We start from the raw sequence: 15,750 nt of genomic DNA, 5'->3' as shown, positions 1-15,750 counted from the left end.
ATTGGGTAGACACAATAAACTAAATGGAATTTTTTTACTCCACTATTTATATTTGGGGCTGTTACTGCAAACACTACTTTTTCTATCTTGCTCTCCTACAAAACCCATTGGGAAAACAATCTCTGGTAAGGTTATACTTGAAAATACCTCTGATTTTTCAAATGTAAAGGTCTCCCTTTTTAACCTTCCTCAAATTGACACATCCATCTTAAATGTTTTAAGCAAATATCCTTCGCTCTTGCCCGGGGTTGATTTAAACATTTATTTATTTGACCAAAGGAAACAAAAACCATTTGCTCAAACATTAACAGATAAAGAGGGAATTTTTTCGTTTTCAAATATACCCGATGGAGAATATATAATCTTTGCTCAAAAAGAAGGATATGGATGGAGGTATTTTAAAATTTCAACTTCTGGTGGAGAAATACAAATTCAACTTAATAAAGAAGTTAACATTTCAGGAATTATCCAAGGTCAAAATAAGTGGACGAGAGACAGAAATTACATCATTGAAGGTGATGTTGAAATTCCTAATGGTTCTTCATTATACATTGAAAATGGTTGCGTAGTTAGATTCAATGGGAACTTTAAAATTAGAGTCAATGGTAGACTTGAAAATGAAGATATACCTGGACAAATGCCGATTATTTTTACAACTGATGACACAACAAAGACATGGGGCGGGATTTATGTCTCAGAACAAGGTCAGTTAGATTTAAAGTATTCAGTTTTTAGATCTGCAAGCGTTGGTATTTTTATTGACGCCTCAAATGCTAATGTATCAAATTCAATTTTCATAGATAACAAAAACTATGGCGTTTCCACTGTTCAAATTAGCAATGCTAAAAATATTAAAATTGAAAAATGTATATTTACAGGTCAGCCCATCGGGTTAAATCTTGAGTTTACAGATACAACGGTTTATGTAAAGAATTCAATTTTTGTCTCAAATTACGAATCTGGTATATATGCGACGACATCATCCGCAAGGATTGAGAATAATTATTTTAGTGGGAATAGGTATTCAATTCAAATTTTGTCAAACATAAATAGAGATACATTGTTAATCAAAAACAATGAATTCCGTAGTTCAAAAGGTTATCATATAGTTCATAAAGGTGGAATTGTAAAAACAATATATAACGAAATTCTGTCAAGTAACGGAGGAATAGTTTTATCACCTGCATACGGAACCCCGATAAACATAATTAACTTCAACAACATCGCTGGGAAAAAATTTCTCCTTGCACTTGGAAGCGGTACAAAATTAACAGATGCTAAATTCAACTACTGGGGAACGGAAAGCGAAGCAGAAATACGAAATTTGATTTTTGATAGAAATGATGTATCTCCATCTGATCAATACTATTACAGTTATGGCATAGTGGATTATTCAAATTATTTTTCAGTGCCAGTAAAAGAAGCGGGGGTAAAGTGAACTCACCACTCAATATAGAGTTTAAAATGAAAAAGCACATCTTGATAGACCAGAGGGGATTAGGGGGCGAGTAATTCAAAAAATAATTCCATATCTAAATGAAAAAGATTCTTTTTATTCTCCTAATCTCTCAAATATCCCTTGCGCAATTTTCTGAAACCATTCCAACCGATTATTGGGTTTATAAAATCATTGAAGAATTGAAAGTCAGAGGTTATTTTAGAGAATTGCCAAATGGATATAAACCTTATTCAAGAATTGATGTCACAAAGCAAATAGTTAAAGAAAAAGAAAGTGTAAAGAGCGAATTTGAAATTTCACTTTTTAAGATGCTTGAAGATGAATTCAAAGATGAAATTAATTTCTTAACATCAAAGAAAAAACAAAGCGAAGATGAATTTTCTTTTAAATCTGGCGTTATGATGTCGGGATATGCAGTTAAAGAGATAGATTCCCGCAGGGTTTTAAGGTTCAGGGGGAGGGCAAAGTTTTCTTTTTATTATGGCGATAAATTTACACTTTATAATAACTCAATTATGGATCAAAATCTTCTTGACGACACGACATACACAGGAAATAGATTTCGTGGATTTTTCGCTGGATATACTGAACAAGCGTTTTTGAAGTTGGATTTAAAACCAATTTCAATAAAATTTGGTCGTGATTATGTGAAATGGGGATATGGAAGAGGTGGGAATCTTTTGATCTCGGATTATGCAATTCCATATGATATTTTGCAGATTGATTTATTTTCAAAAAATTTTAAATATAGTTTTTTGCTCTCGCAACTTGACAATATGAATTATTCGCCCGACAGTGGAAGGACGATTTTAAATGCAAATAGATATTTAACTGGCGGTAGATTTGAGATAAATTTCCAAAATAAACTTTACATCGGTTTTGCTCAAACGATTTTATACGGCGGAGTGAATAGAGGGATTGATATCACACTTTCAAATCCGCTTGCATTTTATTATGAGTTTCAAGCGAATGAGGGTAAAGAAATGAACGGAATGGTTTACGCTGATTTGAGTTATTATCCTGTCAAAAATTTAAATTTTTACGGTGAATTTTTGATTGACGATTGGCAAGTTAGCAGGCAAACGAAGGGAGACCTTGAACCAAACGAATATGGGTTCATAATTGGATTTAAATTTGCAGATTTTTTTATCACCGGGAGCTCAATTCAAATTGAATATACACAGGTTAGAAATAGAACATATAACACGAAGCAGGATTATCAAAAATACATTCGTTTTAAGCGACCTATAGCACACCCTTTGGGGAACGATTTCCAAAGTTTTGAATTATGGCTTTCGCACTGGTTTTTAAATAAGTTGCAATTTACAGTTAATTACAAATTTATTGAGCACGGTGAGGGTTCAATAGAAAAGCGGTTTGATGAGCCGTGGATGGTTCCTGAGATAACGGTTGAGACAGGATATAAAGAAAAATTTCCTTACGGCGTAGTTGAAAGAACCCATAAAATTGGGTTTAGTATTTTTTACTTCTTGAGCAAAAATTTTAACTTAAATCTTGATGTAGCGTATTCAAATGTTAAGAATTTTAAAAACATTCCCGGTGCAAAGAGGGATTTTTTAACATTTAAAGCGTGGGTTTTCTTTAACTTTGATAGATTTTTCAAATAGTTTGAATTTAACTTATTAATTTTTTAATTTTATTTAAACAAGATAAACTAAACGAAGCAGATTATGCCGAAGGCAGGAGATGGTTTCAAGCTAACGGATAAGGTTAGGGAAGAGATAATAAAGCTAATTGATGAGCGAGTTCGGTTGCATTATGTCACAAGGCAGGATTTTAATGAGTTGAAGGAGATTGTAAAGGAACTTGCGGAGGCACAAAAGAGGACGGAACAACGGCTTGAAGAATTTGAAAAAAGAACCGAAGAAAACTTTAATAAAGTTTGGGAAGCAATAGGTCAACTTGCAGAAGCGCAGAGAAAGACAGAGGAACGGCTTAATCAACTTACGCAAAGAGTTGATGAACTTACTGAAAGATTAAACCAACTTACGCAAAGGGTGGATCAACTCGCTGAGTCGCTTGAGATGTTTAAGAGAACAACTGAAGAAAACTTTAATCGTGTGTGGAGGGCGATAGAGGAACTGGCATTGCAAATGAAAAATTTAAGGGTTGAATTTGGTGGCTTTACAAATACTTTGAGTTACGCCTTTGAAAATGAAGCATTCAGAATGCTCCCAGGCGTTCTTGAAAGAAAGTATGGAATCCGAATCAAAGAAAGATTTATCAGAGCAGATGTTGGCGGTAGGGAGATAAATATACTTGGGGAAGGTGAGGTTGACGGCAGAAGTGTCCTCATCGTTGGTGAAGCAAAAATGAAACTTGAAGGGAAGCTGGAAAGATTAAAGAAGGAAAGAGGTGAAATGGATGTGTTTGATGAGCTTGAACTTAAAGTTTTATCCGTCTTGAGGGAATATGGAGAGCGTGAGGTGATCAAAGTTTTTGTGACGCATTTTGCTGATAAGGAATTTTTAAATATGGCAAAGGAAAAGGGAATCCTTGTGATACAAAGCTTTGAATGGTAAGAAAATGGAAATGGGAATTGTATTTAAATTCGATTGAAAAATTAGCAATTGAAAAACTAAAAAATGAACTTTTGAAAATTGATGGCGTTGTCAAGGTAATTTTATTTGGCTCAAAAGTAAGAGGGGATTTCCCAAGAAAAAGCAGTATAAAAAGTGGGGAATCAGATATTGATATCCTTATAATCATCGAAGATTTATCTTCCAAAGACGCTGTCATAAAATGTGTAAGTGAAATAGAACTTGAATACGATATTGTGCTTTCACCAGTTATTTACACATTGAAAGAATATGAGACGAATTTAAAATTAAAAAGCCCATTTTTTGAACGCATTGAAAATGAAGGTATTAGTTTATTATGACTTTGAAGATTGAAGATAAAATTGAGCTTGCAAAATACAGAATTGAAAAAGCGAAAAGAATTCTTGACGATGCCCAAAAACTATTTTGAACTTAACTCTTTATGATTCCGCTGTAAATATGGTGTTAAAACTATGTTATCAAAGGAATATATAAAAACAAGTATTCTGCCAACCGAATTTTCAGAGATATTCCGAAGTTTATCAGCGAGAAGAACTGATTCAGATTATGGTGATTTTATTGAGATAACTTTTGAAGAAGCAAAGGATTCGCTTGAGAAGGCGAAAAAATTTGTTGATGTTGTTTCTGAAACACTTGAAAAAGCAATAAAAGAAATGGGGTTTTAAGATGTGTGGGATAATTGGTTATATCGGACATAGAAATATAAGCGATGTTCTTATAAACGGGTTAAAACGACTTGAATACCGTGGATATGATTCTGCGGGAATTGCGATATTTACGGATGATAAAATTTATGTTTATAAAAAAGTGGGGAAAGTTTCAACGCTTGAAGAAGAAATAAAAAATTTTTCATCTTTTGAATTAAATTCAAAAATTGGCATTGCTCATACAAGATGGGCAACGCACGGAGAACCAAGTGACATCAATGCCCACCCTCACACTGATTGCAGTGGCAAAATCGCAGTCGTCCACAATGGAATAGTGGAAAATTACGCAACGATAAAGAAAAAACTTGAATCGTTAGGACACATATTTAAAAGTCAAACAGATACCGAAGTTATAGCTCACTTAATTGAAGAATTTTATAATGATACAGGAAATTTTGAGATTTCAGTTCAACTTGCACTTTCACATATTGAGGGAACATATGGGCTTGCGATTATATCATCAATTGAACCGGATAAAATAATTACCGCAAGAAAAGGAAGCCCGATAATTATTGGAATTGGGGATAATGAATATGTTGTCGCATCAGATGCTTCGGCAATAGTTGGGATAACAAGAAATGTGATTTATCTTGAAGACGGAGAAATGGCAATTTTGTCAAAAAATGGGGTTAAAATAAAGAAAATTTCTGAAAATACGGGCTTTTTATATAAAGATGAAGTAATTGAGGAAAGGATTCACGAATTGACATTTAGTTTAGAAGAAATTGAAAAGGGTGGATTTCCACATTTTATGTTGAAAGAAATTTTTGAACAGCCTGAGAGTATACAAAACTCAATGCGTGGAAGAATAAGTGAAGATGGAAATGTGAAACTTGGTGGATTAACATCCGTTATGGATAAGATTTTAAATGCAAGAAGATTTATAATCACTGCCTGTGGCACAAGTTGGCATGCTGGACTTGTTGGAAAATATATGATTGAGCAATATGCAGGGATTCCGGTTGAAGTTGAATATGCTTCTGAGTTTAGATATAGAAACCCAGTCGTATTTAAAGACGATGTCGTTTGGCTTATAAGTCAAAGCGGGGAAACAGCGGATACACTTGCTGCACTTCGTCTTGCAAAAGAAAAAGGTGCAACAGTTTTAGGAATTGTCAATGTCGTTGGTTCAACGATAGCAAGAGAAAGCCACGCCGGGGTTTATATACACGCTGGTCCTGAAATTGGGGTTGCTTCAACGAAAGCATTTACAAGCCAACTTGTTGTTTTATCTCTTATAACTTTGCTACTTGGAAGAGAGAAAGGTGTATTAGATGAAAAAATTTCAAAGGAGATCGCAACAGAGCTTAAATCTTTGCCTGAAAAAGTGAAGAAAATCCTTGAATTAAACGATTTCATAAAAACAATTGCAGAAAAATACAAAGACCACAGAAACTTTTTGTATCTTGGAAGGGGCTTTAACTATCCTGTTGCGCTTGAGGGTGCGTTGAAATTGAAAGAAATATCCTACATTCACGCAGAGGGTTATCCAGCTGCTGAAATGAAGCACGGTCCCATTGCTTTGATTGATGAAAATATGCCGGTTGTTTTCATCGCAGTTAAAGATAATGTTTATGAAAAAGTTCTCAGCAATATGGAAGAAGTGAAAGCAAGGCGAGGGAAGATAATCTCGGTCGTGACAGAAGTGGACGAAAAAGTTAAGAAGCTTTCAGACCATATAATCCAGATTCCACAAACATTTGACCTTTTGATGCCGATTTTAACCGTGATACCTTTACAACTTCTCGCTTATCATATCGCAGTTCTTCGTGGATGTGATGTTGATCAGCCAAGAAATCTCGCAAAAAGTGTAACAGTTGAGTGAGTAAAAAATAAATTCTGTTATTAACTCGTGAATAGATGGAAAGATTGGTATGAGCAGGCGAAACGAGATTTTGAAAGAGCTAAACTTGACTTTGAACTTAAATTTTTTGAATGGGCGTGTTTCACTTCTCAACAATCAGCTGAAAAGGCTATAAAGGCACTTGGCTTGAAATATGGATTGAATCTTTGGGGACATTCAATCACAGAAATGTTAAAAATCCTTTCCGAAAAAATTGATATTCCGGACAACATTAAAGAAAATGCTAAATTACTTGATTTTCCACCCAGATACCCGAATAGTTTTACTGCTGGGAAACCAGCCGATTACTTCACAGAAAAACAAGCACAGGAAGCGTTAAATGCGGCGGATTATATCATCAGGTTCTGTGAAAGGTTTCTTGATTGATAGGGAGATGGTTATGGAAAAACTTAAAGATGTTTCCGAAATGGCGCTTAACATTTTCCCTGAAATACTTGAAATAAGGGTTTTTGGCTCGTTTGCAAAAGGGGAGGAAACAGGTTTGAGTGATATTGACATTTTGATTTTAATTTCAAGTTCGGATGAAAAAAATCCAGTGGAAAGATTGAAAAAGTATTTTTATTTTTTTTCGGAAAATGTTGATATAGCAGTTGATGTTATCGTTGTAGATTTGAGTGAAATCAATAATTTTAAAGATATAATTTCAAGTAGCGTTTTAATAACAAAAAGAAACTAAAGAAAAATGAACCTCTCAATCATTGGCACAGGTTATGTTGGGCTTGTAACAGGAGCTTGCTTTGCCGAAACGGGAAATAATGTAATTTGCATGGACATTGACACTGCAAAAATAAAGAAACTCCAAAAAGGCATCGTTCCAATTTACGAGCCAGGGCTTGAAGAACTTGTAAAGAAAAATCTTGATGCTGGAAGATTAAAATTTACGACTGATCTTGAATATGCAATTAAAAATTCAGAGATAATTTTCCTATGTCTTCCAACACCACCTGGAAAAGATGGAAACGCTGATCTTGGGATAGTTTTTAGTGTTGTTAAAGATATGGCAAAGATTTTAAAAAACATCGCAAGAGAATCAAAATCTGTAGTCAATAAAATTATAGTCAGCAAATCAACTGTTCCAGTTGGAACAGCAGATAAGATAAAAGAAATAATTGCAAAAGAAATAGGGAAATACTGTGAAAATTTAAAGTTTGATGTTGTATCAAATCCGGAATTTTTAAAAGAAGGGAACGCTGTTCAGGATTTTATGTTCCCAGATAGAGTTGTGATCGGTGTTAACAATTCCGATAGTGAAACTGTGATGCGTGAATTATATGAGCCATTTGTTCGGACGGGAGCTCCGATCCTCGTTATGGATACCAGAAGTGCTGAAATGGTTAAATATGCTGCGAATGCGTTTCTTGCTATGAGAATTTCATTTATGAATGAAATTGCAAATCTTTGTGAAAAAGTTGGAGCAGATGTTGAAAAAGTTAGAATTGCAATTGGATATGATGTGAGAATTGGACCAAAGTTTTTGTTTCCGGGTGTTGGTTGGGGTGGAAGCTGCTTTCCAAAAGATGTTAAAGCACTTATCAAGATGGGAGAAGAAAATGGAATTGAGATGAGAATTGTTAAATCAGTTTATGAAGTAAATGAAAGACAGAGAAAAATAATAGTTGAAAAGATGAAAAGACATTTCGGAAAGGATTTGAAAGATAAAAAAATCGCAATTTGGGGACTTTCTTTCAAACCAAAAACAGATGATATGCGAGAAGCACCATCAATCACGATTATAAACGAACTTTTAAAACTTGGTGTTAAGATAACCGCATTTGATCCTGTTGCAATTGCAAACGCAAAAAAGATATTCGGAAATCAAATTAAATTTGCAAAGGATCAATATGAAGCATTGAAGGGAGCTGATGCTCTCGTTCTCGTGACAGAGTGGCAGGAGTTCAGAGAGCCGGACTTTAATTATATGAAAAGTTTGATGCGAAATCATGTTATTTTTGACGGGAGAAATATCTACAACCCTGAAAAGCTCAAAAAACTTGGCTTTACATATTACGGCATCGGTCGTTAATTATTTTGAAAACAAAACTTCTAATTGTTGGATTGCCATTTAAGTTCACGAAAATTGAAGAAATCCCTGATTTAATAATAATTGAGCCGGTTGTATTTGAAGATGAAAGGGGATTTTTTATGGAGACATATAGTTTCAAAGATTTTGAAAAAGCTGGGATAACAGATAAATTTGTTCAGGACAATCATTCTAAATCAAAAAAGGGAGTGTTAAGAGGATTGCATTTTCAAATTGAACCATTTGCACAGTCAAAGCTTGTAAGATGCATTAGAGGTGAGATATTTGATGTTGCAGTTGATATAAGACCCGATTCAAAGACATTTAAAAAGTGGCACGGGATCGTTCTTTCTGAGGAAAATAAAAAGATGCTATACATACCAAAAGGATTCGCTCACGGATTTGTCGTTCTTTCGGATATAGCAGAAGTTGAATATAAAGTTGATAATTTTTATTCACGGGAGCATGATCGTGGAATTATCTGGAATGACCCTGAAATTGGGATAAAGTGGCCAATTGAAAATCCAATTCTTTCTGAAAAAGATTCAAAACTACCTACACTTGCAGAATTTCTCAAAGATCAGTTGCGATTATAACCTTCCAGTCAAAAGCACAATTTTGCGGGAATTTAATTCTTCAATTAGTTTTTTTCTTAACTTTCTTGATAAATTTTCTCCATTTTCCAATTTTGTAAGTTAGTAACCGACAAATTTAGAACAATTTTGTCAACTATAAATTAGCAAATTTGGAAAAAATAAAAAAGAGGTGCTAAAATTGGCAAAAGTTGTAATCACAGGTGGCGCAGGATTTATTGGCTCACATCTTTGCGATAGGTTCATTGCCGAAGGCGATGAAGTAATCTGCCTTGATAATCTCATAACTGGGACACCCGATAACATCGCACATCTTTTTGGTCATCCAAAATTTAAGTTCATAAAGTATGATGTTACGGAATTTCTTTATGTTCCGGGAGATGTTGATTTCGTTCTTCATTTTGCATCACCAGCAAGCCCGATGGACTATGTAAAGTATCCGATTCAAACTTTGAAGGTAGGCGCACTTGGAACGCATAAAGCGCTTGGACTTGCGAAAGCAAAGGGTGCAAGATTTTTGCTTGCTTCAACCAGCGAGGTATACGGTGATCCACTTGTTCATCCGCAAAGTGAAGAATATTGGGGAAATGTTAATCCAATTGGCATTCGTGGAGTTTATGATGAAGCAAAAAGGTTTGCAGAAGCCATGACAATGGCTTATCATAGATATCACGGACTTGATACAAGGATCGCAAGAATTTTCAATACATACGGTCCAAGAATGAGAATTGACGACGGGAGAGCAATTCCTGCATTTATGACGCAAGCTTTAAAAGGTGAAGATATAACTGTCTTTGGAGATGGAAGTCAAACGAGAAGTATTTGTTACATTGACGATCTCGTTGAAGGTATTTTCAAACTCCTTATGTCTGATTATGTATATCCGATAAATCTTGGAAATCCAGATGAAGTCACAATACTTGAACTTGCTATGGAAATTAAAGAGCTTGCTGGAAGTAACAGTAAAATTGTCTTTAAACCGCTTCCACCTGATGATCCAAAGGTTAGAAGACCTGATATAACAAAAGCCAGAGAGATTTTAGGATGGGAGCCGAAAGTTTCCAGAAAAGAAGGCTTGAAAAAAACACTTGAATATTTTAAACAAAAACTTGGGATAGATTGAATTGAAAAATTTTGATGAAAAAAAGATTATTCACTTGATGAAAGGAAAAAGCAAGTATATAACGATAATGCCATATGCTGAATTTCAAAAATTGAAAAAAAGCATTGATAGGTTGAGTTCAAAGTTAAACAAGCAGATGGAGAAAAAAGAGGAATATGATTTGAGATTTAAAGAAGAAGTTTTGAAGTGGATTCTTGATTTTTATAAGGGTGATCTTGAGAAATTAGGTTGGTTTATAAGTGAAGTTTGTAAATTGAAAAGCGAGCCGTTTCCAGTTGAATCAAAGCAAATTGATTCAGATGTTTTCAATGTTTTGCTCAATGATTTATTAGTTTTTTACAGCGTCAATAAAAGCAAGCAATTAATTACGGTTGTTTCAATAGAGCCCAGCCTTTAAAATTGCCTTTCTAATGACTCTTATGTAAACTTCAAATCCTTTTTCCTTCCCTTTTATTTAATTTCCTACCTTGTTAAACCAAGTAAATGTCCCAAATTACATGCTCTGAAAAATCAAGGATAAAATTTTATATGTAATCGCTGAAAGAAATGCAGCACCGGGTATGGTAAAAATCCAGGTTAACACAATGTGAAAAACTATGCCCCATTTAACAGCTGAAATTTTCTGCATTGAGCCAACTCCCATAATAGATGTTGAAATTACATGAGTCGTGCTTATTGGTATTCCAAGCAATGATGCGATAATAATCACCAATGCTGCTGAGGTTTCGGCGCTGAATCCATGCGGTGGATGTAATTTGACAATTTTCATTCCCATGGTTTTGATAACACGCCACCCGCCAAACAATGTGCCAAGTCCCATAAATAAAGCAGAACCAAGGATAACCCAGGTTGGGACTTTAAATTCAGATATAAAACCAAGCGAAACAAGTGTGGCGGTAATTATTCCCATGGCATTTTGAGTATCATTCATCCCGTGTGATAAAGCCATGAACGAGGCGGACAAAATTTGAAGATTTTTGAAATGTTTATTTATTTTATTTGGTGCATAAGAGCGGAAAAGCCATGAAATTAACACCATTAACATCAACCCGCTTAAAAATCCCAGCAAAGGTGAAACTCCCATCGCTATGATAATTTTTGTAATATTTCTGAAGTTAATAACCTTAAAACCTTTTGCAGCAACTGCCGAGCCAATTATCCCACCAACTAAAGAATGAGTTATACTTATCGGTATCCCCGCGTGCGTAGCTGAAAAAGCCCACAAGTTTGTCCCAATTAAAGCGCAGACAAGTACCAAGCCAGATACAAATTGTGGTTCTACAATTCCTTTCCCAATTGTTTTAGCAACTTCAGTTGTTATAAATGCCCCAATTATGTTAAGTGTAGCTGCAAGGATTACTGCTTGGTGTGGTTTTAAGGCTCTTGTTGAAACTGTTGTAGCTATTGAATTTGCGCAATCATTCATTCCATTTATAAAATCGTAAAACCATGCTAGTAAAAGAACTATAATAAGATAAATAACAGAAGTTAAGCTCACCTCCATTGCTTTATGAGTTTTTGATTAAAATACTTTCAATTATATTGGCAACATCTTCACATTTATCAATTGCCTCTTCAAGTGATTCGTAAACTTCTTTCCATCGGATAAGATCAAAAACAGCATTTAAACTTGAGCCGTTAATTAAATTATTAAGCGCTTCACGCAATAGTTTATCACCTTGATTTTCAAGATGATTAACTTCAACAAATTTCCACGATTGTTTTCGGAGTTCATTTAGATTGTTAAGTGATTTAGTCAGCTCACTAATTAGTATAATAGCGTTTTTTAGCGTGCGAATTTGTTCTTTAAGCTCAGGCGTTAAACTTTCAATCTTGTAGAGAAGCATTTTTCCTACAGCTGCTTCTGTTAAGTCAATAATATCATCAATTTCATGCGCTAAAAAATGGATATCTTCCCTATCAAATGGGGTGATAAATGTTTTGTTTAACTTTTCAATAAGTTTGTGGGTTATCTCGTCCGCGGAATGCTCAAGATTTGAGAATTCATCAGCTATCTTTTGCCTGTCGGAGAAGTTGTTTAAAATTTCATCAAGTATTTTTGATACTTCAAATAACTTTTGTGCTTGTTTTTCAAATAAAGTAAAAAATTCTTTTTCCTGCGGAACTGGAATGAGCTTCGTTTTCTCATCTCCATATTTTGTTTTCACGACACTCCAAAAATAAGAAAAATTTAAATTTTAAACAAGTCATAACTTTTTCATCCAGCTTGTTAATTTTTAGGTTAAACTTTTTTGTTGAATTTTAGAGAAATTTTGATTAAATTTTTTTGGAAACTTAAAAGTTTGTTTCTACTGTTAAAATACAACGGAAAAGTTCTTTGAAATTTGGGGGTGATGTGGTTTCGACGGAAGCCACGGGCACTTAAAACTGCACGTCCCCGTTTCGCCGTTCGGGGTAAAAAAACGGCGGAAAAATAAGTGCCAACTACAACTATGCTTTGGCTGCTTAATTAAAAAAGCAGCCCATCCTTTACGGCTCGTGCCTGTCCGGGCTGTAAAGGGTGTGGATCAAGACAGGCTCTTACGATGTCTGTTCTCAGGGGACATCGTAAGGTATAAACCTGAGATAGCTTCGCTACAGGGCGCCTACCCCCAAGTAGCGAGGCGAATTTAAAAAAGGTAGGCTAAGCGTGTAGATGTTTTAAGTGTCTGGCTTCCGGACCCGGGTTCGACTCCCGGCACCTCCACTAAAAATTACTTATCAAGCAATAGCTTTAAAATTTGAACAACCTTGTTTTTCAATTCTTTTCTATGAACAATCAAATCTATAAATCCATGTTCAAGTAAAAATTCTGCCCTTTGAAATCCTTCTGGTAATTCCTTGCCTGTTGCTGTTTTATCACTCTTGGTCCAGCGAAACCTATCAAAGCCCCAGGTTCGGCAATGTTTATATCCCCAAGCATAGCGTAACTTGCTGTTACTCCACCTGTTGTTGGATCAGTTAAAATTGAAATGTAAGGTATCCCAGCGTCTGCTAATTTGGTCAACATAGCAGATGTCTTGGCCATTTGCATCAGTGAAAGAGCGCTTTCCATCATTCTTGCCCCACCGCTTGATGAAACAATTATCAATGGATATTTCGTTTTATATGCTTTCTCAATTGCTCTTGCAACCTTTTCACCAACAACAGAACCCATACTCCCACCTATAAATCTAAAATCCATCGCTCCGATAACCACAGGAATACCATTCATTTTCCCTGTTCCAGTAACTATCGCCTCATTTAACCCAGTTTTTTTCATCGCCTCTTTCAACCTCTCCTTGTAAGGCTTTGTATCAACAAAATTTAAAACATCAACAGAACGAATTTTTTTATCCATTTCCTTAAATGTGCCCTTGTCAATCAATATATTGATGTAGTCATAACTTGTTATCCTGAAATGATAATTGCATTTATGACATGTCCACAGATTCAGCTCCAGTTGTGATTTATGTATTATCTCTCCGCAATTTTCACACTTCGTCCAGAGCCCTTCTGGAAGTTCTCGTTTCTCACCCGATATATTCTGTGTTAATCTTTTAAACCATGACATTTTTCATCTCTATTTTGTTTTTATTACAAATTCCTTAATGTAAAGAGGTTCTGTTGAATCTAAATCTGCAAATTCACCCTTTGCATATTTTTCTTTAGCAATTTTTGCAACATAGTAAGCATCCGGATAATTAATTTCGCCTTCAAGCAGAATTACATCATCCTGATTATAAAAATTTTCAAGCAAATTATCAACAAGTTCTCCGATCAAAATTGTTTTATTTGCAAGTTTGTTTTTTATCTCGTCTATTGTACCAACCTGATATCCAGTTATTCGGTTAATTTTGTCATTCTCAAATTTATAGATGCTGTAATAAAAGTCGTTTTGCTTTGCATCTAAAATTGGGCAAATGTAAAGATTTTGACGCTCATATTTTGAAAGCAGTTTGCAGATATCAAATGCTTTTAAAGCAAGCGCATCAAGCGTTGGTACTGTAATTAAAGGTTTGTTGATAGCGTAGCATAATCCCTTTGCAACACTTAAACCAATTCTTAATCCTGTAAATGAACCAGGTCCTATTGAAACTGCAACACTTGAAATATCGGATATTTGTTTGTTTATATTTCCCAGCACTTGCTCAATCATAAAAACAATTTTTTCTGCGTGTATTTGTTTTGAGTGTGTTTTTATTTTTGATTTTGTTTTTTCATTTGCAATAACGATTACAGAACATAAATCAGTACTTGTATCCAACGCAAGTATCATAACTTAACTATCTCTATTTCTCTTTTGTTTTCTTCATCTGTAAACCTCAAATAAACTTCATACCTTTTTTCTGGCAAAATTTCATACGCCACTTCAGCCCACTCTATCAATGACACAGCATCATTATAAACAAATTCCCTAAATCCAAGATCAATTATCTCATCAATGCTATTAACCCTGTAAAAATCAAAATGATAAACCGTTAATCGTCCTTCATATTTGTTCATAATGATGAAAGTTGGACTGTTAACTGTTTCACTTACTCCAAGCCCTTTGCACACTCCTTGAACGAATCTCGTTTTCCCAGAACCAAGTTCGCCATACAAAGCAACGACATCACCAGGTTTTAATAATTCCGAAAATTTAATCGCAATTTGTATTGTTTCATCTTCACTGTTTGAGATAAACTTGCCAAGCATTACAATTTTGGAGTGAGTTTTATCAATGGAACTATCATCTCTTCAAGTGAGACACCACCGTGCTGAAAGGTATCTTTATACAAGTTTAAGTAATGGTGATATTCGGTTGGATAAACAAAATAATAATCTTCTTTTGCAATTATGTAATTTATTGCAACGCCACGCTTGGGCAACTTGTATGTTTCTGGCTTTTCAATAAATATCGCTTCTTTTTCATCACATTTTAAATTTCTTCCATATTTGTATCTTAAATTAGTCGCAGCCTCTCTATCTGCAAGAACCTTTGACCCTCGCAAGGCTCTTATGCTTCCATGATCCGTTGTTATAAAAACTACAACATTTTTCATTCTTGATAAAGTTTTTAACATCCTATAAAATGATGAATGAACAAACCACGCCCTTGTAACCTCACGATATGCAGATTCATCAAAAGACAATTCTCTTATAACCGTTGAATCACTTCTACCATGAGCGAGCATATCTACGAAATTAACAACTATCGCTGTTAATTGTCCCTGTGCATATGTAGTTATATTTTGCTCAACTCCAACCCCAAAATCAGGATCAATAATTTTGAAATATCTCAATTTTGATTTTAACTTAACTTTGTGTCGTTTCAATAAATCTTCAAGAAAATCTTTCTCGTATTTGTTTCTGCTTCTTTCGTCATCGTTGCTCCCTTCCCATAAATCAGGAAATCTCTTCTCAATCTCAATTGGAAACAA

General features: G+C 34.7%; 17 protein-coding genes, 1 other RNA gene and 1 pseudogene. 13 read left to right on the top strand and 6 right to left on the bottom strand.

Going from position 1 to position 15,750, the window contains the following annotated elements; translation table 11 throughout:
- Positions 1–52: 52 nt before the first annotated feature.
- From AWW83_RS04585 to AWW83_RS04530, 12 genes are all read left to right on the top strand, one after another.
- Positions 53–1,438: a right-handed parallel beta-helix repeat-containing protein gene (locus tag AWW83_RS04585; protein ID WP_143713890.1), complete on the top strand. Its 1,386-nt coding sequence runs from the start codon at positions 53–55 to the stop codon at positions 1,436–1,438.
- 98 nt (positions 1,439–1,536) lie between these two features.
- On the top strand, positions 1,537–3,087 hold the full coding sequence (locus AWW83_RS04580; RefSeq protein WP_092349189.1) for a capsule assembly Wzi family protein: 1,551 nt from the start codon (positions 1,537–1,539) through the stop codon (positions 3,085–3,087).
- Positions 3,088–3,150: 63 nt separating this feature from the next.
- The gene (locus AWW83_RS04575) at positions 3,151–4,002 is read left to right on the top strand and encodes a coiled-coil domain-containing protein (RefSeq protein ID WP_092349186.1); all 852 of its coding nucleotides are present in this window, start codon (positions 3,151–3,153) and stop codon (positions 4,000–4,002) included.
- A gap of 17 nt (positions 4,003–4,019) precedes the next feature.
- Positions 4,020–4,361, top strand: a complete 342-nt coding sequence (locus AWW83_RS04570) for a nucleotidyltransferase domain-containing protein (RefSeq protein ID WP_159421103.1) — start codon at positions 4,020–4,022, stop codon at positions 4,359–4,361.
- A 132-nt stretch (positions 4,362–4,493) separates the two neighbouring features.
- Positions 4,494–4,706, top strand: a complete 213-nt coding sequence (locus AWW83_RS04565; RefSeq protein WP_092349182.1) for a HEPN domain-containing protein — start codon at positions 4,494–4,496, stop codon at positions 4,704–4,706.
- 1 nt (position 4,707) lies between these two features.
- Complete coding sequence (glmS, locus tag AWW83_RS04560; protein WP_092349179.1) at positions 4,708–6,573, top strand: glutamine--fructose-6-phosphate transaminase (isomerizing); 1,866 nt, start codon at positions 4,708–4,710, stop codon at positions 6,571–6,573.
- Between the two features lie 27 nt (positions 6,574–6,600).
- The gene (locus tag AWW83_RS04555; protein WP_092349176.1) at positions 6,601–6,978 is read left to right on the top strand and encodes a HEPN domain-containing protein; all 378 of its coding nucleotides are present in this window, start codon (positions 6,601–6,603) and stop codon (positions 6,976–6,978) included.
- A complete protein-coding gene (locus AWW83_RS04550; protein ID WP_092349173.1) occupies positions 6,932–7,288 on the top strand; it encodes a nucleotidyltransferase domain-containing protein in 357 nt (118 codons plus the stop codon). The genes AWW83_RS04555 and AWW83_RS04550 overlap by 47 nt, the downstream gene beginning before the upstream one ends.
- A gap of 6 nt (positions 7,289–7,294) precedes the next feature.
- The gene (locus tag AWW83_RS04545) at positions 7,295–8,635 is read left to right on the top strand and encodes a UDP-glucose dehydrogenase family protein (RefSeq protein ID WP_092349170.1); all 1,341 of its coding nucleotides are present in this window, start codon (positions 7,295–7,297) and stop codon (positions 8,633–8,635) included.
- A 32-nt stretch (positions 8,636–8,667) separates the two neighbouring features.
- Positions 8,668–9,228: a dTDP-4-dehydrorhamnose 3,5-epimerase gene (gene rfbC / locus AWW83_RS04540; RefSeq protein ID WP_092349167.1), complete on the top strand. Its 561-nt coding sequence runs from the start codon at positions 8,668–8,670 to the stop codon at positions 9,226–9,228.
- Positions 9,229–9,406: 178 nt separating this feature from the next.
- Positions 9,407–10,348, top strand: a complete 942-nt coding sequence (locus AWW83_RS04535; RefSeq protein WP_092349164.1) for a UDP-glucuronic acid decarboxylase family protein — start codon at positions 9,407–9,409, stop codon at positions 10,346–10,348.
- A gap of 37 nt (positions 10,349–10,385) precedes the next feature.
- Positions 10,386–10,745, top strand: coding sequence for a hypothetical protein (locus tag AWW83_RS04530; protein WP_143713889.1), 360 nt, complete (start codon positions 10,386–10,388; stop codon positions 10,743–10,745).
- 96 nt (positions 10,746–10,841) lie between these two features.
- On the opposite strand, the gene AWW83_RS04525 is transcribed toward AWW83_RS04530, so the two are convergent.
- Positions 10,842–11,852 carry an inorganic phosphate transporter gene (locus AWW83_RS04525; RefSeq protein WP_092349158.1) on the bottom strand — a complete coding sequence of 337 codons (1,011 nt, stop codon included), beginning with the start codon at positions 11,850–11,852 and terminating at the stop codon, positions 10,842–10,844.
- Between the two features lie 4 nt (positions 11,853–11,856).
- On the bottom strand, positions 11,857–12,516 hold the full coding sequence (locus AWW83_RS04520) for a DUF47 domain-containing protein (RefSeq protein WP_092349155.1): 660 nt from the start codon (positions 12,514–12,516) through the stop codon (positions 11,857–11,859).
- Positions 12,517–12,695: 179 nt separating this feature from the next.
- Here AWW83_RS04520 and ssrA point away from each other — a divergent pair.
- Positions 12,696–13,058: a transfer-messenger RNA gene (ssrA, locus tag AWW83_RS04515) on the top strand.
- Positions 13,059–13,062: 4 nt separating this feature from the next.
- On the opposite strand, the pseudogene accD reads toward ssrA, so the two are convergent.
- The 4 genes and pseudogenes from accD to porX all read right to left on the bottom strand — a co-directional run.
- Positions 13,063–13,901, bottom strand: a pseudogene (gene accD / locus AWW83_RS04510) (acetyl-CoA carboxylase, carboxyltransferase subunit beta).
- A gap of 9 nt (positions 13,902–13,910) precedes the next feature.
- Positions 13,911–14,606, bottom strand: a complete 696-nt coding sequence (tsaB, locus tag AWW83_RS04505; protein ID WP_092349152.1) for a tRNA (adenosine(37)-N6)-threonylcarbamoyltransferase complex dimerization subunit type 1 TsaB — start codon at positions 14,604–14,606, stop codon at positions 13,911–13,913.
- The gene (gene tsaE, locus AWW83_RS04500) at positions 14,603–15,025 is read right to left on the bottom strand and encodes a tRNA (adenosine(37)-N6)-threonylcarbamoyltransferase complex ATPase subunit type 1 TsaE (RefSeq protein WP_092349149.1); all 423 of its coding nucleotides are present in this window, start codon (positions 15,023–15,025) and stop codon (positions 14,603–14,605) included. Before tsaE ends, tsaB begins: the two co-directional genes overlap by 4 nt.
- Positions 15,025–15,750, bottom strand: a 726-nt coding sequence (gene porX / locus AWW83_RS04495; protein ID WP_143713888.1) for a T9SS response regulator signal transducer PorX, incomplete at its 5' end; no start/stop codon positions are given. The genes porX and tsaE, both read right to left, overlap by 1 nt.

The sequence above is a fragment of the Candidatus Chryseopegocella kryptomonas genome (assembly GCF_001536065.1).
Taxonomy (GTDB): Bacteria; Bacteroidota; Ignavibacteria; order Kryptoniales; family Kryptoniaceae; genus Kryptonium; species Kryptonium kryptomonas.
This window is presented reverse-complemented; position numbering and strand designations above follow the sequence as displayed.